This window comes from Gaetbulibacter sp. S0825, assembly GCF_011777505.1.
Taxonomy (GTDB): domain Bacteria; phylum Bacteroidota; class Bacteroidia; order Flavobacteriales; family Flavobacteriaceae; genus Pontimicrobium.
The window spans coordinates 545916-567081 of the sequence record NZ_JAATJT010000001.1 but is presented as its reverse complement, the minus strand read 5'-3'; the positions used below and the strand labels follow the sequence as shown (position 1 = coordinate 567081).

Below are 21166 nucleotides of genomic sequence, written 5' to 3'. Positions count from 1 at the left end.
CGTTTTTATTATATAATTGAATTATATATTTTATTACATGTCTGCAAGCTTCACTTCAACACGTCTGTTTGCAGCTCTACCAGATCTAGTTCTGTTGCTATCTATAGGCATATCTGGTCCAAATCCTTTTGCAGATAATCTTGCAGCAGAGATACCGTTATTTACTAAATAATCCATAACAGCATTTGCTCTAGCTTCAGATAACCTTTGGTTTAAAGCTTTACCACCAGTACTATCGGTATGACCTTCAATAGTAAAGTTAGCTTTTGGATATTCTTTTAATATCGCAGCAATTGCTTGTAAAGTTTCTTCAGTACCAGATTTAAATGAAGATTTTCCAGTATTAAAGTTAATAGTTCTTGCATACTCAGTTAATTGGTTTTGAACCTCAACTGTTGGAACTACTATTTCTGGACAACCATTATTTGCAGCTGTACCAGCTTCGTTAGGACATTGATCGTCTTTATCTAAAACGCCATCACCATCAGTATCAGGCCAAGGGCAACCATTATTTGCAGCTGGACCAGCTTCGTTAGGACATCTATCATCTTTATCAGCTACACCATCAGCATCAGCATCTGGACAACCAGCTAAAGATTTTAAACCAGCAACGTTAGGACAGTTATCGTTATTGTCTGATACACCATCACCATCGCTATCTGGACAACCATTAAACTCAGCTAAACCAGCTTCGTTAGGACAAGTATCTTTTGAGTCTTCAATACCATCACCATCGCTATCTGGACAACCATTGAAAGCTTCTAAACCAGGAACTTCAGGACACGCATCGTTTTTATCGTAGATACCATCACCATCAGTATCTTTTCCTCCAAATTTAATTGAAAGCCCTAATGAATGTTGGAAATGTTTGGCTAAATAATCTTCAAAAGAATGCTTATAACTAGATTGTAATGTAGCACCAATATTATCGTTAAACCAGTAGTTTAATCCAAAAGAACCGTTTGCTGTTCCAGCTCCTACATCATCAATCCAAGTGTAACCACCACCAACGGCTAAATAAGGCTCAAGAGTTTTCCAGTTTAATGCTTCACCTAAGCTATATTTAATGATACCATCAGTACCATAATAAGCTAATCCGTTTACATCAGAATCACCAAAAGAGTTGATCTTATTAAGAGACCCAATAAAACCTAATGAGAAGCCATCTCCTAAATATTTCGAAATTGAAATAGTAGATAGAGTTGGTAACATGTTGTAATGATCTGTATCAAAGAACTTTTCAAATGTTCCACCAAGAGGAGCATTGTCTCCAACTGGATAAAAATCAACGGCGTTAAACCCTACACTTATTTGCCAGGGATTATTCTCGTCTTGTGCGTTTACGTTGCTAAAACCAATTACTAGCAACAAAGCGAACATTAATCTGCTAAGATTTTTCATATTCTATAATTTTTAATTTTAAGTGTTAATTGTAAGCAAAAGTAAGTTGTTAAAATTTATTAACAAAGACAAATATAGGAAAATATTGCCTTTTTTAAATTAAAATGTCAGTATCTATAAAGGTTCTAAACAATTTCAAGTGCTTTCCCTACCTTAATAAAGGCAGCAATTGCTTTGTCTAAATGTTCTTTTTCATGAGCTGCAGACAACTGTACTCTAATTCTAGCTTTTTCCCTTGGTACTACAGGAAAAAAGAAGCCAATAACATAAATGCCCTCTTCAAGTAATTTGTTAGCCATTATTTGAGATAATTTGGCATCATACAACATCACTGGAACAATCGCCGAATCGCCATCAACTATATCAAAACCAGCGTCTTTGATTCCTTTTTTAAAGTAATTTGTATTCCATTCTAATTTATCACGCAAAGTTGTGTCATTAGCAAGTAAGTCAAATACTTTTATTGATGCTCCTACTATTGCTGGAGCTAATGAGTTAGAAAAAAGGTAAGGCCTAGAACGCTGACGTAACATTTCTATAATTTCCTTTTTACCAGTAGTATAACCTCCCATAGCACCTCCCATGGCTTTTCCTAAGGTTCCAGTAATAATATCTATACGATTCATAACACCTTTTTCTTCTAAGGTTCCTCTTCCTGTTTTTCCTATAAAACCTGTTGCATGGCATTCGTCTATCATGACCATGGCATCATACTTATCTGCTAAATCACATATTTCATCCAAAGGCGCTACTAAGCCATCCATTGAAAACACACCATCTGTAACAATAATTTTGAATCGAGCTCCATTGACATTAGCGTCTTGAAGTTGCTTTTCAAGGTCAACCATATCATTGTTTTTGTAACGATATCTTGCCGCTTTACACAAACGAACACCATCAATAATTGAAGCATGGTTTAAAGAATCTGAAATTATAGCGTCTTCAGCACTTAAAAGAGGTTCAAAAACCCCTCCATTTGCATCAAAAGCAGCTGCGTAAAGAATGGTGTCTTCAGTTTCATAAAAATCTGCAATCTTTTGCTCCAATTCTTTGTGTATGTCTTGCGTTCCGCAAATAAAACGTACAGACGACATTCCAAAACCATGAGTATCCATAGTGTCTTTCGCAGCTTGAATAACTTCGGGATGCGCTGATAACCCTAAATAGTTGTTGGCACAAAAATTTAAAACGGTTTCTCCTGTGTTTAGAGTGATTTCGGCACCTTGAGCTGAGGTTATTATGCGCTCTTCTTTATAAAGGCCGTTATCTTTAATATCTTGAATTTCTTTTTGTAAATGTTCTTTTATTTTTCCGTACATGATTTTATTTTTTTGCAAAGTTACACTTCTTTTATTTCTATAGAATCGTTTGTGTAAATTAGTATTCCCTTTTTTACGTTATATAACATGTCTCTTAAAGCGCTACTATACGTTTCTATTTGCTTTACATGGCTGCTATTAGGAGATCCTGTTTTGTAATCTACAATTGTAGCTTCGTTTTTAGTATTTATTACGATTCTGTCAGGACGTAATATCTCTCCTTGTTTTGTAATAATATCTTTTTCATTGTAAACAGTTACCTCTGGACTGAACAAATATGTTAGTAAAGGATGATTGACAATATTTTCAACGACTGTTTTTAATTCTATTGCTTGAGAAGGGTTAATTATTGCTTCCGAAATAAAATTTTCTATGGTAAAATCGATATTGTCTTTGGTTTTTATTTGAGACATAATACCATGAATCAGATTCCCTCTTTCAATAGCATCTTTTTGACTAGTATCCCAAAGGTAACCTGAATTTGCTATAATATTAATACCATGATTTTTTTTTGGAATTGAAATAAACGCTTGTTGTTTTTGGGATGCTACAACTTTTTCATCAGGAATAGGCATTCTTTTTTGTTCGCCAAAACAATAGTGTGATTGATTATCATTCCATTGATTAACGTGCTTTAAATAATTTATAAATAAACCACTGTAGCTGTTTAGATTTTCGGCACCATTTTTAGGAAGCTTTTTATTGCTTATTATATGCAGCTGCTCAATAGGTCTTGTTAAGGCAACGTAAAGAAGATTAATGTTGTCCAATTCTAATTCCGATTGATGTTGTGCATATAAGATTTCTCCATCTTCATTTACAGTTTCAATGTTTTTATTATAATTTAAATAAGCAGCTTTAAAACCTTGATATTTTTCAGGATTTAACGGGAACCAAACTTTAGGGTTATTTTCTTTATAAATATCTAAATCGGCATAAGGAAAAATAACTACGGGAAACTCCAATCCTTTAGATTTATGAATGGTCATAATATTAACAGCATTTTGACCTTCGGGAGAGACAATAGTTAAAGTTTCTTTTTTTGTTTCGAAGCTAGTAATGAAATCAGCCAAATTAGAATTCTTTTTGTTTACATAATCCAAAGCATAGTCTAAGAAAAATTGGACATAGGCATTAGATATATCCACAAGTTTGAACCCATAAATTATTGTTTCTATAACTTCATAAACTGAAGTTTGAAGCGCTTCTTTGTAGTTAAAATTAAAGCCAAGGGTATTGAACTTTAAAAAGAAGTCATTGATGTTTAGTGCAATAAACTCTTTATAAAATGAATGTATATCATCAACTTGAAGCTTATGAGTTGCAGTATAACTAAGAACCTCTATTTTTACCTGAAGATTATTTGGTTCAAGTATAAACTTTAAAAGATTGATAATAAATGCTACTTCAGGAGAATTACCAACAAGCAATGTTTCCGAAGAAATAATATCTATGCCACATTCCGACAAATAATTAGCAATAGCTACGCCTTCCTTTTTCTTCCTTACAAGTACACAAATGTCTTTTAGGTCAAAGCCATTCTCTAAACAATTATTTATGGTTTTTAATACTTCTTTTGGATATTCGGTGTCTTTATCATCCTCTCTACTAAGTTCTAAAAAGTTAATATTTACATAGCCTTCATTGTTTTTAAACGTATCCTGATGGCTGTTTTGGTATAATTCGGTATAGCCATTATCACTAAAAACAAAGGATGATAAATGTTTAAAAAAAGCATTATTAAATGTTATTATCTGCTTATAACTTCTATAGTTAACAGGGAGTTTTTCTACTTTCGATTCAAGATGAAAAGGGTTGTTGCCATTATATAAATCAATAAACTGTTCTGCTTCTCCACCTCTCCACCTATAAATAGCTTGTTTTGCATCTCCAACAAGCATCACACTGCCATTTTCACCTGATAATGAATTTTCTAGAAGAGGTACTAAATTTTGCCATTGCATTTTAGAAGTGTCTTGAAACTCATCAATAAAATAATGCTTAAATTTTTCGCCAATACGTTCATATATAAATGGAGCAGGCTGCTCTTTGATGTGCTTACTGATGATTGAATTAAACTCCGATATAAGTAGTATATTTTTGTCCTCCTTAATTTTAGCTACCTCTTTGCTTATTTCGTTAAGCACAGAAAGAGGTGTAATATTGTTATAAAAATTTTGTAGAAAAATATAATTAACAACACCTTGTTTTGTCTTTAAAAATCCTGAAATTAGCTCTGGTTGTATATTATCAATAATGCTTGAAACATCTTGTGTAACTCGACTAGGGTAAAGAGTCCCTCCTTTAATCAAATCTCTTTGCCAATTTAAATTGAAAGAGACTTTATAATCTTTGTTGATTAATTTAATGAAGTAATTTGGAAGAGAACTTCTACTAAAATCGTTATACTCTAAACCAGCTTCATTTATAAGAGTTAAAACAGCTTGTGATTCTTCTTGTATTATTTTAGAAGTCCTTTTGAGTTCTTCTTTTACGAATTTTTTTAGCGATTTAAAATCTTTTAAGGTTTTGTCTTTTAGCAGCTCAACATAAGGCACATGGTTTTCATTGACCAACAACTTGGCTATTGGATTAAAATCATAAGTTACATCCCAGCTTTTATCGTCATCAGCTTTTTCAATGGCAAAGTCAATCAAGGTTTTTGTAAGCTCTTTTTCTGTTCCTGCACGAGCAATTAAATTATCAATAGCTTTTGCTAAAAGGGTGTCTGTATCCAGTTCAACTTCAAAATTTAAGGGAAGATGTAAATCGTAAGCAAATGTTCTAATAACCCTTTGCGTGAACTTGTCTATGGTTGAAATGTCAAAAGCAGCATAGTTATGGATAATGTTTTCTAAAATATCTTGAGCTTTTTTAGTGAGCTCTTTTGGACTAATATTAAGGTCTACACAAATATCCGTAAACATGCTATTAGGGTTTTCAATAACCGCTTCCGAAGAAAATATTTTGAGCATATCAATAATTCGCTCTTTCATTTCCCCAACAGCTTTATTAGTAAATGTGATGGCGAGTATGTTTTTATAAGTATCTTTATAAGGCGATTTAAACAGTATTTTTAAATACTCTTTTACTATGGTATAGGTCTTACCACTTCCAGCAGAAGCATTATATATATTAAATGAAGGTGAGTTCAAGAAAAGAAAATTTTTATACCAAAATAAGGAAACTTAATAACTTAATTATATAAAACTTAAAGCTTTATTGTAAATTTGGTTTGAAAATAAATATTAATATAAAAACTTAAAATTATGGCTTTCGAATTACCGAAATTAAAATATGCTTACGATGCTTTAGAGCCTCATATTGATGCACGCACAATGGAAATCCATCACTCAAAACACCACAATGGTTATACAACTAAATTAAATGCAGCCATTGCAGGAACAAACTTAGAGGGAAAATCTATTGAGGATATCCTTACTAATTTAGATATGAACAATGGTGCAGTACGAAATAACGGTGGAGGATTTTATAACCATTCATTATTTTGGGATGTAATGAATCCAGAAGGAAAAGGATATTTATCTGGAGAATTGAAAGATGCTATTGAAGCAGCCTATGGTTCTAAGGAAGCTTTTGTTGAAGCTTTTAGCAAAGCGGCTGCAACTCAATTTGGTTCAGGTTGGGCTTGGTTATGTGTTCATAAAGGAGGAAAAGTTGAGGTTTGCTCAACACCAAATCAAGATAACCCATTAATGCCAGGAGTATCATGTGGTGGTACACCAATTTTAGGGTTAGATGTTTGGGAGCACGCATACTATTTAAACTATCAAAACCGAAGACCAGATTATATTGAAGCGTTTTTTAATGTAATTAATTGGAATGAGGTTGAAAGGCGTTATGCTGAGGCTAAATAAAAATAATAGTTTATTATACTATTTAAAAGGCAACCTAATTTAGGTTGTCTTTTTTATTGAAAAATAGTAGGTATATAAAAATAAAAAAGGTGAACGAGATGTCCACCTTTTTTGCCCCAAATCTACCATAAACTTAACCTACTTATGTTATGGTGATGTAAATATAAGGGCGTTTATTTCTAATAATTTAATTTATTAGATAAAATACTTATAAATTAGTCTAACAGTGATTCTTGGAAAACAGCGTATATCAAGAGATAGGAGGAAATTAGCTCAAAAAAGCAGAGGTAAAAATTTTATTTTCAGTAAGTTAGGATTTAAGTTATGCGCATAAAAAAAGGTGAACGAGAGTTCACCTTTTTTTGCCCCAAATCTACCATGAACTTAACCTACTTATGTTATGGTGATACTAAAGTATATGTAATTTGGTGAAAGGCTATAAATATTAGACGAACTGCATTTTTTTTAGTTTAAAGACCTAATTTTATAGATAAAAAGACCAAAAACACATTTTTTCGCTAATATGCACGTTCTTTATTTCCTTCGTAAAAATTAATAAAAGCTCTGTTAACCACTCTGTTACCTCCAACAGTTGGGTAATTGCCAGTAAAATACCAATCTCCAAGGTTCTTTGGACACGCTTTATGTAAGTTTTCTACTGTTTGAAAAATTATTTTAACCTCAGCATTTAAAGAATCGTCACTTAAAAGTTCAGATATTTTATCAGAAATTTGCTCATCAGTAAAAGGAGCGTATATTTCTTTTACAAAATTTTCAACTTCTTTATCTTCTAAATTAACTTGAGCTTTACATTTATTATAAACTTTTTCAACTGTATCAAAACTATTAATGTCTTTTAAAAGCTCTAAAGCTGCTCTAAAAGCGACAAGGCTTTCAAGATTAGCCATATCAATACCATAGCAATCAGGATAACGTATTTGAGGAGCCGATGAAACCACCACTATCTTTTTAGGACGTAATCTATCCATCATTTTTAGAATACTTTTCTTTAAAGTTGTTCCTCTAACAATACTATCATCTATTATTACTAGATTATCTTCTGGTTTTATGACACCATATGTAATATCATAAACGTGTGCCACCAAATCGTCACGACTACTATCTTCGGTAATAAAAGTTCTCAATTTTACATCCTTAATTGCTATTTTTTCTATTCTTGGATGCTCAGATAAAATATCTGTAACTCGTTTTGCCGACATTTTACCACCACCACTTAAGATAGCTTTAGTTTTTTCTTTATTTAAAAAGTCCTCGACTGTTTCAATCATTCCAAAAAAGGATGTTTCTGCAGTATTTGGGATATATGAAAAGACTGAATTTTTTATGTCATTGTTTATAGACTCAAGTACTTTTGGCATAATGAGTTTACCAAGCAATTTTCGTTCTTTATAAATTTCAGCATCACTTCCTCTTGAAAAATAAATACGTTCAAACGAACATGCTTTTCTTTCTAAAGGTTCTAATATTTGTTTAATAGCAACTTCTCCAGATTTTTTTGTAATAATAGCATGACCAGGATCTAGCTCTTTTACATCATCAAAATCAACATTAAAAACTGTTTGAATTACTGGGCGCTCTGAAGCCACCACGACAACCTCATCATCTTTATAATAATATGCTGGACGAATTCCAGCAGGATCACGAAGTACAAACGAATCACCATGACCTATTAAACCAGCCATAGCATAACCTCCATCCCAATTTTTTGCTGCTCTTTTTAAGATTTTAGCAATATTTAAGCGCTCAGCAATTAATGGCGAACATTCGCTTTTACTATATCCCTCTTTCTTTAAATTTTTATAAATTTTACTAACAGCATCATCCAAAAAGTGACCAACTTTTTCCATAATGGTAATAGTGTCGGTATATTCTTTAGGATGCTGTCCCAAGTCCACTAAGTTGCCAAAAAGCTCTTTAACATTGGTCATGTTAAAGTTTCCTGCCATAATTAGGTTTCTATGCATCCAGTTATTTTGTCTTAAAAAAGGATGTACACTTTCTACGCTATTCTTACCAAATGTTCCATATCTAACATGCCCTAGTAATACTTCACCAATATATGGGATGTGCTTTTTTTGTAAAGCAACATCATTTGCATATTCTGGATTTTCGGTAATTTCTTTATTAATACGCTCGTTAATTTGAGCAAAGATATCTTGAATAGGTTGCTGTTGTATGGAGCGTACTCTGCTTATGTACCGTTCACCTGGACTGGTATCTAACTTAATACTGGCAAAACCAGCACCATCTTGTCCACGATTGTGCTGTTTTTCCATTAACAGATACATTTTATTCACACCATAAAAGGCACTACCATATTTTTCTTTGTAATATTCTAAGGGTTTTAAAAGTCTAATATGGGCAATTCCACATTCGTGTTTTAAAGCGTCGCTCATTGCTGTTATTTATAAAAATAAAAACGCGCTCTATTTATGAGCGCGTTGGTTTATGTTAATTCTATTTCAAATTGTGTTAAGGCCTTAAATTCTTGAAGTCGTTTGTGAACTTCTTCGTTTTCTAAATTCACCATGCGTTCAGTGCCAAATTTTTCCACACAAAAAGAGGCCAATGTTGAACCGTAAATCACAGCATTTTTCATATTCTCAAAAGAAAGGTCTTCGGTTTTAGCTAAATAGCCTGCAAAACCCCCAGCAAACGTATCTCCTGCCCCTGTTGGGTCAAACACTTCTTCTAGCGGAAGCGCTGGTGCATAAAACACATTGTCGTCATGAAATAACAAAGCGCCATGTTCTCCTTTTTTTATAACCACATATTGTGGTCCCATTTCATGTATTTTTCTTGCTGCAACTACTAATGAGTATTCTCCAGTAAGTTGTCTAGCCTCTTCATCATTAATTGTGATAACATCAATTTTTTTCATCACTTTATGTAAATCTTGAAGCGCGTTATCCATCCAAAAATTCATAGTGTCTAATACTACTAATTTAGGTTTTTCATTCATTTGCTCTAAAACGCTTAATTGTGTTAAAGGATGAAGATTTCCTAACATAACTACTTTTGCGTCTTTATAGTTTTCAGGAACTACAGGTTGAAAATCAGCTAATACATTTAATTCTGTAGCAAGTGTGTCGCGAGAATTCATATCGTTGTGATATAAGCCACTCCAGAAAAAGGTTTTACCTTCTTTTACTATTTCTATGCCAGAAATATCGATATTTTTATCTTCAAGAAGGTCTAAGTATTTTTTTGGAAAATCTCCTCCAACAACAGATACTGCTGCAGAATCAACATGAAATTGAGACGCTGCTAGACCTATAAAGGTTGCTGCGCCACCAAGTATTTTATCAGTCTTTCCAAAAGGAGTTTCAATAGCATCAAAAGCTACAGTCCCTACAATTACTAATTTACTCATAAAGTGGTTTAAAAATCCAGTGCAAATATAATATGATTAATTATAAAACACTACAAAATTACGTACTGTATTCTAAAAGAAACGGTTACATTATTTTTTTTTATCTTAGCAGTGTCAATTGTTATTAATTTATATATTTTAGATGGAAATATCCAGATCTATGACACTATTTCTGTGTCTTAGTACTAACATTATGCTATGTCAGGTGGGTGTCGGTACAACTAACCCTACATCCGAATTAGAAATTGAGACCTCAAATACAGGGATTCCCGCCCTGGAAATAAATCCGCAAACAGCACCGGTTGGAACAGCAGATGGTCAATTATCTGTTATAGGTGATAAGTTGTATATGTACGATTTAACCAGAGCAAAATGGTTAAGTATCGAAAGCACCACGTTGCTTTATGGTAGAACAGGTAGTAGGACTAATGAAGTATTACGTTTAATGGGTAACTTTGGAAATCAAAACAGTGGTGCATTTATTCCAATGGATGCAACTATAGTACATATTTCTGCAAGAGCTCGTGGAGGCAATAGCACTAAACAGTTTTCTTTAGAGATTAGGAATGGAGCAGGTTTTGTAAGTTCAACAATTTATAATCTCGCTGCTAGTGAATATATTAATACCGCTTTAAACATAGATATAAATGCTGGAGAATATTTAATTGCTAGAATTGGGAGTGCTGGCGGAAATGTTACAGATCTTATATTAACTGTTTGGTTAAAGTGGAGGCAGTAGGGTTATTTTCTACCAAAATCTGCAGGAATTTCTCCCCAAGCTTTGGTTTCCCATTTCACAATAGTTGTGGTGTAGTTATTTGTTGTTAACCATTTTTCAGCTCTATCTACCAATTCAAAAATATCTTTGTTTTTTTCCGAAGGCTTAAGTTTTGTATTGCATTTTTTCTTCCTCACCCAACTCAATGCCGTTCTGGAGTCCGTATAAATAATACGATTACTATTTCGCTGTTTTAAATAAGCAAGACCATGTACTAAAGCTAAAAATTCACCAATATTATTGGTACCTTCTTCAAAAGGTCCTTGAATAAATAGTTGCTTCTTGGTTTTGGTGTCTACACCTCTATATTCCATTTTTCCTGGATTTCCGCTAGAAGCTGCATCAACAGCAATAGAGTTATAATTAGGTTGACCAATTTTTTTAAGTTGTGCTTCAGAGAGCTCTGAATTAAATCTCTTAGCTTTTCCAATATAGTCTTTATAATTACCTTTTAAAGCTTTTTTTGCAGCCTCAAAAGTTGCAAATGATTTATATTGAGCGCCTTGAAAATCTTTTATTTGTGCTTTACAATCGTCCCAAGATTCAAATACGCCTATTTTTTGGCCTTTCCAAACGGTGTAATATTTTTTCATTTTCTTACTCATCTAAAAGAGAATTCACAATTTTCGGAAAATGCTCCATCTCCAATTCATGAATTTTTGCAGCCACATCTTTAGCTGAATCCGTAGGTAAAACCTCGCATTCTACCTGAAAAATTATAGCGCCTTCATCATAATGTTCGTTCACATAGTGAATTGTAATACCTGTTTCTTTTTCATTATTTCCAACAACAGCATTATGAACATAGCTTCCATACATGCCTTTTCCGCCATATTTTGGCAATAAAGCAGGATGCACATTAATAACTTTATTAGGGAATGCATTTAAAATATTTTCTGGAAACTTCCACAAAAACCCTGCTAAAACAATAAGGTCTGGGTTGGTATTTTTTAAAATATCCAACACATGAGATGTTTTGTAAAAAGCCGTTCTATTAAAACACAAACAGCTGGTTTTTAAATTATTACATCTGTCAATAACTTTGGCATGAGGATTGTTAGTTAATACTTGAATAACAGAAGCATTTTCTCTGTTGTGAAAAAACTTTATTAAATTTTCAGCATTAGTTCCACTTCCGGAAGCAAAGATTACAATTCGTTTCATTTACAGACAATCAATGTTATATTATTCAAACAAAAAAAAGAATAATAATTAACAATTAGGGTAAAACAAAAATACTTATACCGATTTTAATAAATTAAAAGCACATTTTATCGGTAAAAGTGATTTTTAAAATAAAGTTTTTTATTTTTGCCATCTAATTAAAACTTAAAATTTAAAGATTATGTCAGACATTGCATCAAGAGTAAAAGCGATTATCGTAGACAAATTAGGTGTTGATGAAAACGAAGTTGTAACTGAAGCTAGCTTCACAAACGATTTAGGAGCAGATTCATTAGACACTGTAGAATTAATTATGGAGTTCGAAAAAGAATTCGATATTCAAATTCCAGATGATCAAGCTGAAAACATTGCAACAGTAGGTCAAGCAGTATCATATATTGAAGACGCTAAATAAGTAACATTTATTTATGGAATTAAAGCGAGTAGTAGTTACTGGGTTAGGAGCACTTACACCTATAGGAAATACCAAAGATGAATATTGGGATGGCCTTGTTAATGGTAAAAGTGGTGCTGCACCTATAACTTATTTTGATACTGAAAAGTTCAAAACTAAGTTCGCTTGTGAATTAAAAAACTTTAACGCTACAGATTTTCTTGATAGAAAAGAAGCTCGTAAAATGGATAGGTTTGCACAGTACGCAATGGTAGCTTCAGATGAAGCTATTTTAGATGCTAAGCTAAACTTAGATGAAATAAACAAACTACGAGTAGGTGTTATTTGGGGAGCAGGAATTGGAGGCTTGGAAACATTCCAAAACGAAGTTTTAAACTTCGCACAAGGAGATGGAACACCAAGATTTAATCCGTTTTTTATCCCTAAAATGATTGCAGATATTGCACCAGGAAACATATCTATTAAACATGGATTTATGGGACCTAACTATACAACGGTATCTGCATGCGCTTCCTCAGCAAACTCAATGATCGATGCTTTAAACTATATACGTTTAGGACATTGTGATGTTATTGTTACTGGAGGAAGTGAAGCAGCAGTAACCATTGCTGGAATGGGTGGTTTTAATGCTATGCATGCTTTATCAACAAGAAATGAAAGCCCAGAAACAGCTTCTAGACCATTTGATGCAACCAGAGATGGTTTTGTATTAGGCGAAGGAGCAGGAGCTATTATTCTTGAAGATTACGAACATGCTAAGGCAAGAGGTGCTAAGATTTATGCTGAGGTTGTTGGAGGCGGAATGTCTTCTGATGCTCATCACATGACAGCTCCTCACCCTGAAGGAATTGGTGTTATGGCTGTAATGAGAAATTGTTTAGAAAATGCTGGAATTTCTCCTTCTGAAGTTGATCATATAAATACTCACGGCACATCGACACCTTTAGGTGATGTGGCTGAGTTAAAAGCGATTAGTGAAGTGTTTGGAGAGCATGCTAAAAACATTAGTATAAATTCTACTAAATCCATGACTGGTCATTTATTAGGTGCAGCTGGTGCTATTGAGTCTATTGCATCAATTCTTGCAATAGAACATGGTATCATACCACCAACAATAAATCACTCTGCGGTTGATGAGAATATTGACCCTAGTTTGAATTTAATTCTAAACAAAGCACAAAAAAGAGAAGTTAAAGTAGCAATGAGTAATACATTTGGATTTGGCGGACACAACGCTTGTGTATTATTCAAGAAATTAGATTAAATCCCGAATGAAATTCATTCGTAACATATTGAAAAAAAATTCCCGTTCTGATGAAGGCGGGAATTTTTTTATTCAATTACAAAAGATATTAGAATTTCAACCGAAACACATCAACTTCTATAAAAAAGCCTTCACTCATAGATCTATGAATATACGTGATGATGATGGTATTGCTATAAATTACGAGCGACTTGAATTTGTTGGAGATGCCATGTTAAGTGCAGTAATTGCAACACATTTGTTTAAAGAAGTACCTCAAGGCGATGAAGGCTACTTAACAAAAATGCGCTCTAAAATTGTGAGTAGAGAGCATCTTAACGAATTGGGAAAAGAGTTAAACCTTATAGATTTGGTTGTAAGTAGAATTCCAACAGATAATTTTGGCAATAATATTCATGGTAATTTATTTGAAGCTTTGGTTGGTGCTATTTTTTTAGATAAAGGCTATGCTGCTTGTGAGAAATTTATTTTCAAACGTGTTATTACACCTCACGTAGATATAGAAAAGTTAGAAGGTAAGGTTATTAGTTACAAAAGCTTATTAATTGAATGGTGCCAAAAAGAAAAGAAAAACTTTAGCTATAATGTGTATGAGGACACAGGAAATGATCAATTAAAACATTTTTCCGTAAAGCTTTCAATAAATAATAAAATAATTTCTAAAGCTAGAGCTACTTCCAAAAAGAAAGCCGAAGAGAAAGCATCAAAACGTGCTTTTTTTGCTTTGCAAGGAAAAATTTCCAGAGCTATTTAAGTTTAGATCAGAACTAAAACGTTTTCGTGCTATTTAATTGTTAAGTAATAAAAAACTATAGTCAATTATAGTGTTAAAATGCTATATTTACATTTCATAATTTAAAGGTTATGGCGTTACACAAGCTACTTGTTGATGATTTTGATACTGAAACATATTCTCTTTTAGCAATTCATTGCACAATTGAAGACTATCGAGTTGCTTACCTTTTAAATAAACAGCTTCAAATAAATTTACAAAGAAAACCTCAAGACTTAGATGTTCAATATACCGCTTCGTCATTTTCTATTTTTGAATGGGAAGATGAAAAGCAACAAATGATTTGGAATTTGGTATCTAATATTTGTAAAAAAGAAGAAAGTATTGCAAATACAGGATCATTATTTGAAGCGCAAAGCAACATATTAAGGACATATAATTTAATTCCAGAATATAAAAAAGTGAATTATTTGTTGAAAATTGATAATGATGGAAATTTTATAGACGAAAAAAAAATTATTCACAAAATTCAAAAAATATCTCAGATAGCAGCTGTATTTAGCATTGATGCCTCGCAGTTAAAATCTAAAGACAATTTAATTTTTAATTAATGACCAATAAAAGAAAAAAGACCAAAATAGTTGCAACCTTAGGACCTGCAACAAGCAAAAAGGAAACACTTAAAGCAATGTTAGATGAAGGCGTTAATGTGTTTCGTATTAATTTTTCACATGCTAATTATGACGATGTAAAAACTAGAATTAACCTTATTAGAGAGTTGAATGAAGAATATGGTTACAATGCCGCAATTTTAGGCGATTTACAAGGCCCTAAATTGCGTGTGGGCAAAATGCAGGAGGAAGTTATAGTAAATGAAGGTGATGAAATAATATTTTCTACAGGTAAAAAATTTGAAGGTACAAAGGATCGTGTATACATGACCTATGACAGATTTCCGCAAGATGCAAAACCAGGAGAGCGCATATTATTAGACGACGGAAAACTAATTTTCGAAGTGGTTTCAACGGATAAGAAAAGTGAAGTTACTGCTAAGGTGATACAAGGAGGGCCCTTAAAATCTAAAAAAGGGGTTAACCTTCCAAACACAAATATTTCTCAACCTGCGTTAACCCAAAAAGACATTGAAGATGCGATTTTTGCAATTGAACAACAGGTAGATTGGATTGCCTTATCTTTTGTGCGTCATGCCGAAGACTTAATGCAATTAGAAGAACTTATCAAAGAACATAGTGCGCATAAAATTCCAATTATCGCCAAAATCGAAAAACCAGAAGCTGTTGAAAACATTGATAAAATTGTGGCGTATTGTGATGGTTTAATGGTAGCTCGTGGTGATTTAGGTGTGGAGATTCCTGCAGAAGAAGTCCCATTGATTCAAAAGCAATTAGTGTTGCGTGCTAAAAAAGCAAGAATCCCAGTGATTATTGCTACACAAATGATGGAGACCATGATTAATAGCTTAACACCAACAAGAGCCGAAGTTAACGACGTTGCCAACTCGGTTATGGATGGTGCCGATGCTGTAATGCTTTCTGGTGAAACATCGGTTGGGAGCTATCCTGTGCAAGTAATAAGACAAATGTCTAATATTATTAAAAGCGTTGAGGATTCGCATTTAATTTCTGTACCACAAGAACCACCTCATATTCGTACAAATAGATACATTACCAAATCTATTTGTTACCACGCTGCAAATATGGCTAATGAGATAAGTGCAAAGGCCATTTCTACATTAACTAATAGTGGTTACACAGCGTTTCAAATTTCGGCATGGCGACCAGATGCACATATTTTAGTATTTACTTCCAATAAAAACATATTAACACAACTCAGCTTGCTCTGGGGAGTGAATGCCTTTTATTACGACAAGTTTGTAAGTACCGACGAAACCATTGAAGATGTAAACGCCATTGCCTGTAAAAAAGGGTATTTAGAAGAAGGCGATATGCTTATTAGTTTAGCAGCAATGCCAATAAAAGATAAAGGGATGGTAAACACATTACGTGTTACTGAGATTACTAGTTGTAGTTTTTAAAGTTTTGTTTAACGTAGATTGTGTATTATTAGTTGTGGATTAATGAACGCTAACTTTTCGGTAATTAAGATACTTGTTTAAAGCAAAGCGGTTTAAGTAAGAACATAAACCGCTATTGTTTACTGTCTTAGTTTTTTTCAAAAGTCAGATTATCAGTACCTCCATTTCCACCACTTATATCAATGAGTTCTATTTTAGTAGAGGTATTTGATATTATATCCCAATCGTCATTTAAATCTTCAAAATCATTATTATCAGATACAGGGAAGAAAATATTAAAATCAATATCATCGTCACTGCTACTACTGTCATCTGTAATTGACCAAGTACCAGTTAAAGTATTTGTTCCATTTGAAGCAATAAGAGAACCATCAGAATTAAATGAAAAATTATATCCTGTAAAATCTGATGTTTCATTTTCTCCCGAATCTATATAATTCGTTATACGCCAAGTTCCAGATTCAACAATATTTTCAATTTGAGATATTTGTTGGTTATTATCGTTTACATTTTCATCGTCATTAGAGCATGTTAAAGACATTAACGAGAAACATAGCATTACTAAAAAGCTGAAATAAATCCTTTTTTTCATAATTATATTTTTTCTTTTAAAGCACAGGTATGAATACCAAATGGTGCATAAAGTGGGCAAAAACTAATTAAACTAGTTAAAACGAAAATTCCTGCAAGAATTATAAGGATTAGGCCTAAGATTCCCGAAATGATTCCTGTAAAATAAAGAATTCCAACTATTGCAGCGATTATTATTCTAATAATTCTATCTGCACTTCCCATGTTTTTTTTCATCTTTTTAAATTAAAATATTGTGGCATTATTGCTCTACAAAGGTAAGTACTATAATAGATGTATGCAGTGACTGTGGTCACCACTCGTTAATAATTTTTATTTCACCTGCATTTTGAATAACTTTTTCGTCAGTTTCAAGTTTTTTCAATACTCTAGTAATTACTTCACGTGCAGTTCCCAATTCATTTGCTATTTGGCTATGACTCATTTTTACAGAGTTACTTTTGGTTAAGTCTGATTTCTTTCTAAGATGGTCATAAAGTCTCTTATCCATTTTGTCTAATAGTAAATGACGAATTGTGTCTAAAAGCTCAGAATAGCGTAAATTAAATTGGTTATAAAATAAGTCATTAAAACCAGGGTACTCCTTAAGCCAATTTGGTAAATACTGTACAGGAATTAGAAGAATTTTAGAATCTTCTTCAGTTGTTGCAAAAACCTTGCTTGGAGTGTTCTTCAGGGCAGCATAAAAAGTCATTACGCAGCTTTGAGCTGGCTCAATATAATAAAGCAGTAATTCCTTTTCATCAAATCTAGAATAAACTTTTACAAGTCCATTAATCACTATAGGTAAAACTTTTACATATTGTTCTTCTCTTAAAATTTCAGTGCCTTTTGAGAATTCTTTAAGCGTCGATTCCTTTAATAACTCATCTAATAATTTTGGTTTTAAAAAAGACAATATTTTTTTATCAAATTCCATTGATTGTTCCTTGGATTTTTAGGTTAAATACAACTTATGCGTGTATGAAGTCGTTTTAATATTTGATACATGACCTTAAACGAAAGTAGCTGTTTTTTCAAATAAAGTCAAATAATAAGTAGATTAGAATTCAAACTTCAATTGTACACTCACGCTTTCGGTTTCAGGCTTTTTCTTGGTTTCGGTATTTAAGTTGGAGAGCGAAATACCTAATAATCTAACCGATTCTTTTAACGTATCTTGATACAACAAATTTTTTGCAGTGTCTAGAATAATGTCTTTATCACTTACATAATAAGGCAACGTTTTGCTACGCGTTTGTAAGGTAAAATCGCTATACTTTATTTTTAAGGTAATTGTTTTTCCAGCTACTTTACTTTTATTTAAGCGTTTGGCAACTTCTTCAGCAATATGCTCTAGTTTTTCAAGCATAAACACTTCACTTGTAAGGTTATCATAAAACGTACGTTCGGCTGCTAACGATTTTCTAATCCTGTGAGGTTTCACTTCGCTATTATGAATACCTCTAACAATGTAGTAATAGGATTTTCCAGACCTTCCAAAATGTTTTTCTAGATAGTCTGCTGATTTTGATTTTAAATCTTTTCCAGTAAAAATTCCTTTTTGATACATTTTTTCAGCTGTTACTTTTCCGATACCATAAAATTTCCTGATGTCTAAATCCTCTAAAAACTCAATAATTTCTTCAGAATTTACGGTTTTCTGTCCATTAGGTTTATTATAATCGCTTGCAATTTTTGCCACAAACTTATTGACACTAATACCTGCGGAAGCTGTCAATCCAACGTCTTCAAAAATACGTTGTCTAATCTCTTTGGCAATTAATGATGCACTTGGATTTCCTTTTTTGTTTTGTGTTACATCTAAGTAGGCTTCATCTAATGATAGAGGCTCAACCAAATCGGTATAATCAAAAAAAATCTTCCGTATTCGTTTAGAAATTTCAGTATAACGTTCAAAATTAGGTCTCACAAAAATAAGTTCTGGGCATAGTTTAATAGCTAAGTTTCCAGACATGGCACTTTTTACACCAAATTGTCGTGCTTCATAACTCGCAGCACTTATCACACCACGTTTTCCTCCGCCGCCAACAGCAAGTGGTTTCCCCTTAAGCTTAGGATTATCCATTTGCTCCACAGAGGCATAAAATGCATCCATATCCACATGAATAATTTTTCTTATTGGTAAATCGTTTGACATAGTGTAAATTTATGAATTCCTGAGAAGGCAGGTATCTCATTTTTGAGATTTAAATAACAATAATGAGATACCCAAATTTGTGGACATTATTATGATAGAAATAGAACGTAAATTTTTAGTAACCTCTGATGCTTTTAAAGAAGAATCACATCAAAAATTTAGAATCATACAAGGATTTTTAAATCGTGATCCTGAGAGAACAGTTAGAATAAGGTTAAAAGATAATAAAGGTATGCTAACAGTCAAAGGGTTATCGTCCAATGATGGTTTATCACGTTTTGAATGGGAAAAGGATATTTCAAAAAAGGATGCAAAAGCTTTGTTAGAGTTTTGTGTGGAAGGTGTTATTGATAAATTACGCTTTGAGGTAAAGGTTAATAACCATATTTTTGAAGTAGATGAATTTTATGGCGACAATGAAGGCTTAGTGATTGCAGAAGTGGAATTAGAAACAGAAGAAGAAACCTTTACAAAACCAGAATGGCTGGGAGAAGAAGTCACAGGAAACATAAGATATTATAATTCACAATTGAGTAAACAACCATTTAATACTTGGGAATAATGAAAAAAGGAATTTTGAGCATTATAATTCTATTGGTTTTTGTAGCATGTAAAAGTGAAACAAAAGACAATCTTGTAGTTGTTGAAGAGCCAATAGAAAACAAAGGAAAATCTACTAAAGAGTTAAAAGAAGAGCTATTAGGCAAAGGCTTTGAGCTTTTTGATTATGTAGATGAAAAAACGCAAGACACAGTCATCATGCAGAAGTATTTTATTGCGTTTTTAAAAAAAGGACCAAACCGTTCTCAGCCAGAAGAGGAAGCCAACAAACTACAAGCAGCACACATGGCTCATTTAGGTAAAATGTACGAACTTGGTTATGCTGATATTTCTGGACCTTTTGAGGACGATAGTGATATAAGCGGTATTACCATTTACAATGTGCCAACATTACAAATGGCAGATAGTTTAGCAAATGCTGACCCAATGGTGAAAGCTGGTCGTTTAGTAATAGAAATGCATCCTTGGTGGGCAGCAAAAGGGTTTCCGTTGAGGTAATTACAACTCCAATTCAATCCACATTGGTCTGTGGTCAGAAATATAATACTTCAAATATTTTTTAAAATTCGAGACATTCGTTTGCCATAAATCTGGGAAAATAGCATTATCGAAATCAAACACACCGTGGGCTGTAATTTTAGATTTTAAATCTGGAAGAAACGCTATTTGATCGTATTGTTTGTCGTTGTTTATGTTAGAATAAATTTGTGTGGAATGCTCAGGAAGTTTTAAACCACGTTTCATTAACGCATCATAAGTTTGGTCGCCTTTTTCTACTTTTGGAATGTTAAAATCTCCCATTGTTATGATGTTTTTAGAGAAAGCATACTTCGAGTTTTTTCTCAAATCGGCATATCTAGAAATGGCATAGGCTTCAAGGGCTCTTCGTTCTATATCTGCTTTTGCTTCGCTTCCAAAAAATGAATGAACGGTTATAAAAATCAATTTTTCATTATTCCATTCAAAAGAACATAAATAAGGATTTCTATCAAATCCAGTAAATTTTGAATCTACGTCAGCTAATTTAATATGACGATGGTCTTTAGGTGGAATTGAAACCTCCCCAATAAGCTGCAATAAACTCACTTTTTCATTATTAAACACAAAAACAGAACGCTCATTATTACCACCTTTATCCGAAAAAATGACATCGTAGTAATTAGGTAATTCCAACTCTATGTTATCTAAACCTATAAGATTATCATTGGTTTCCTGAATGGCAATCACATCAAACCAACTAATAATTTCGGCAATAAGTTTGTAGTGTTCGTTCCATCTATCTTGAAGCCCGAGGTTAGCAATATTCCAAGTAGCAATGAGTAATTTGTCATCAGATTTTTCTGGAACTTGACGCGTGACTTTATGATTAATTAAATGTTGAAGTTCAGCATTGAGGTCAAAATTATATACGAAGTTAGGTTTTGGAAACGCAGGCATAAGTTATTGTTTTAGAGATAACAAAAGTTAAGAAT

At 32.8% G+C, this 21166-nt stretch carries 21 protein-coding genes; 9 read left to right on the top strand and 12 right to left on the bottom strand.

All coding sequences use genetic code 11. From position 1 onward, the window contains the following. Positions 1–33: 33 nt before the first annotated feature. From HB672_RS02625 to HB672_RS02615, 3 genes are all read right to left on the bottom strand, one after another. The gene (locus HB672_RS02625) at positions 34–1401 is read right to left on the bottom strand and encodes an OmpA family protein (RefSeq protein WP_167607271.1); all 1368 of its coding nucleotides are present in this window, start codon (positions 1399–1401) and stop codon (positions 34–36) included. 125 nt (positions 1402–1526) lie between these two features. Then, a complete protein-coding gene (gene kbl, locus HB672_RS02620) occupies positions 1527–2720 on the bottom strand; it encodes a glycine C-acetyltransferase (protein WP_167607268.1) in 1194 nt (397 codons plus the stop codon). A gap of 20 nt (positions 2721–2740) precedes the next feature. After that, entirely contained in the window at positions 2741–5875 is a 3135-nt protein-coding gene (locus HB672_RS02615) for a UvrD-helicase domain-containing protein (RefSeq protein ID WP_167607265.1), read from the bottom strand. Between the two features lie 114 nt (positions 5876–5989). Here HB672_RS02615 and HB672_RS02610 point away from each other — a divergent pair, with 114 nt between their 5' ends. After that, positions 5990–6598, top strand: a complete 609-nt coding sequence (locus tag HB672_RS02610; RefSeq protein ID WP_167607262.1) for a superoxide dismutase — start codon at positions 5990–5992, stop codon at positions 6596–6598. 518 nt (positions 6599–7116) lie between these two features. On the opposite strand, the gene HB672_RS02605 is transcribed toward HB672_RS02610, so the two are convergent. Next, positions 7117–9015, bottom strand: a complete 1899-nt coding sequence (locus HB672_RS02605) for an amidophosphoribosyltransferase (protein ID WP_167607259.1) — start codon at positions 9013–9015, stop codon at positions 7117–7119. Between the two features lie 50 nt (positions 9016–9065). Then, positions 9066–9992, bottom strand: coding sequence for a PfkB family carbohydrate kinase (locus HB672_RS02600; protein ID WP_167607256.1), 927 nt, complete (start codon positions 9990–9992; stop codon positions 9066–9068). A 193-nt stretch (positions 9993–10185) separates the two neighbouring features. Between HB672_RS02600 and HB672_RS02595 the strand changes: the two genes are divergently transcribed. Continuing rightward, entirely contained in the window at positions 10186–10731 is a 546-nt protein-coding gene (locus tag HB672_RS02595; protein ID WP_167607253.1) for a hypothetical protein, read from the top strand. Positions 10732–10733: 2 nt separating this feature from the next. On the opposite strand, the gene HB672_RS02590 is transcribed toward HB672_RS02595, so the two are convergent. Beyond that, the gene (locus tag HB672_RS02590; protein ID WP_167607250.1) at positions 10734–11375 is read right to left on the bottom strand and encodes a ribonuclease H family protein; all 642 of its coding nucleotides are present in this window, start codon (positions 11373–11375) and stop codon (positions 10734–10736) included. Next, complete coding sequence (locus HB672_RS02585) at positions 11368–11934, bottom strand: phosphoribosylglycinamide formyltransferase (RefSeq protein WP_167607247.1); 567 nt, start codon at positions 11932–11934, stop codon at positions 11368–11370. The genes HB672_RS02590 and HB672_RS02585 overlap by 8 nt, the downstream gene beginning before the upstream one ends. A gap of 181 nt (positions 11935–12115) precedes the next feature. Here HB672_RS02585 and HB672_RS02580 point away from each other — a divergent pair, with 181 nt between their 5' ends. The 5 genes from HB672_RS02580 (at position 12116) to pyk (ending at position 16402) form a co-directional block, all read left to right on the top strand. Then, positions 12116–12349: an acyl carrier protein gene (locus HB672_RS02580; protein WP_136840785.1), complete on the top strand. Its 234-nt coding sequence runs from the start codon at positions 12116–12118 to the stop codon at positions 12347–12349. 13 nt (positions 12350–12362) lie between these two features. Further along, the gene (fabF, locus tag HB672_RS02575; protein WP_167607244.1) at positions 12363–13613 is read left to right on the top strand and encodes a beta-ketoacyl-ACP synthase II; all 1251 of its coding nucleotides are present in this window, start codon (positions 12363–12365) and stop codon (positions 13611–13613) included. Positions 13614–13620: 7 nt separating this feature from the next. Beyond that, positions 13621–14367 (top strand): ribonuclease III, encoded by a 747-nt coding sequence (gene rnc / locus HB672_RS02570; RefSeq protein ID WP_167607241.1) that lies wholly within the window; start codon positions 13621–13623, stop codon positions 14365–14367. Positions 14368–14477: 110 nt separating this feature from the next. After that, a complete protein-coding gene (locus tag HB672_RS02565) occupies positions 14478–14957 on the top strand; it encodes an IPExxxVDY family protein (protein ID WP_167607238.1) in 480 nt (159 codons plus the stop codon). Further along, positions 14957–16402 (top strand): pyruvate kinase, encoded by a 1446-nt coding sequence (gene pyk, locus HB672_RS02560; RefSeq protein ID WP_167607234.1) that lies wholly within the window; start codon positions 14957–14959, stop codon positions 16400–16402. Before HB672_RS02565 ends, pyk begins: the two co-directional genes overlap by 1 nt. Positions 16403–16529: 127 nt before the next feature. On the opposite strand, the gene HB672_RS02555 is transcribed toward pyk, so the two are convergent. The 4 genes from HB672_RS02555 to dinB form a co-directional block, all read right to left on the bottom strand. Further along, complete coding sequence (locus tag HB672_RS02555; protein WP_244306567.1) at positions 16530–16994, bottom strand: hypothetical protein; 465 nt, start codon at positions 16992–16994, stop codon at positions 16530–16532. A gap of 2 nt (positions 16995–16996) precedes the next feature. Beyond that, positions 16997–17209 (bottom strand): DUF2892 domain-containing protein, encoded by a 213-nt coding sequence (locus HB672_RS02550; protein WP_167607231.1) that lies wholly within the window; start codon positions 17207–17209, stop codon positions 16997–16999. A 76-nt stretch (positions 17210–17285) separates the two neighbouring features. Beyond that, positions 17286–17912 carry a Crp/Fnr family transcriptional regulator gene (locus tag HB672_RS02545; protein WP_167607228.1) on the bottom strand — a complete coding sequence of 209 codons (627 nt, stop codon included), beginning with the start codon at positions 17910–17912 and terminating at the stop codon, positions 17286–17288. A gap of 123 nt (positions 17913–18035) precedes the next feature. Further along, positions 18036–19133 carry a DNA polymerase IV gene (dinB, locus tag HB672_RS02540; protein WP_167607224.1) on the bottom strand — a complete coding sequence of 366 codons (1098 nt, stop codon included), beginning with the start codon at positions 19131–19133 and terminating at the stop codon, positions 18036–18038. 91 nt (positions 19134–19224) lie between these two features. Between dinB and HB672_RS02535 the strand changes: the two genes are divergently transcribed. Continuing rightward, positions 19225–19695 carry a CYTH domain-containing protein gene (locus HB672_RS02535; protein WP_167607220.1) on the top strand — a complete coding sequence of 157 codons (471 nt, stop codon included), beginning with the start codon at positions 19225–19227 and terminating at the stop codon, positions 19693–19695. Further along, positions 19695–20192 carry a YciI family protein gene (locus HB672_RS02530; RefSeq protein WP_167607217.1) on the top strand — a complete coding sequence of 166 codons (498 nt, stop codon included), beginning with the start codon at positions 19695–19697 and terminating at the stop codon, positions 20190–20192. The genes HB672_RS02535 and HB672_RS02530 overlap by 1 nt, the downstream gene beginning before the upstream one ends. Here HB672_RS02530 and HB672_RS02525 read toward each other — a convergent pair whose 3' ends face one another. Beyond that, positions 20193–21131 carry an endonuclease/exonuclease/phosphatase family protein gene (locus HB672_RS02525; RefSeq protein WP_167607213.1) on the bottom strand — a complete coding sequence of 313 codons (939 nt, stop codon included), beginning with the start codon at positions 21129–21131 and terminating at the stop codon, positions 20193–20195. Between the last annotated feature and the right edge of the window lie 35 nt (positions 21132–21166).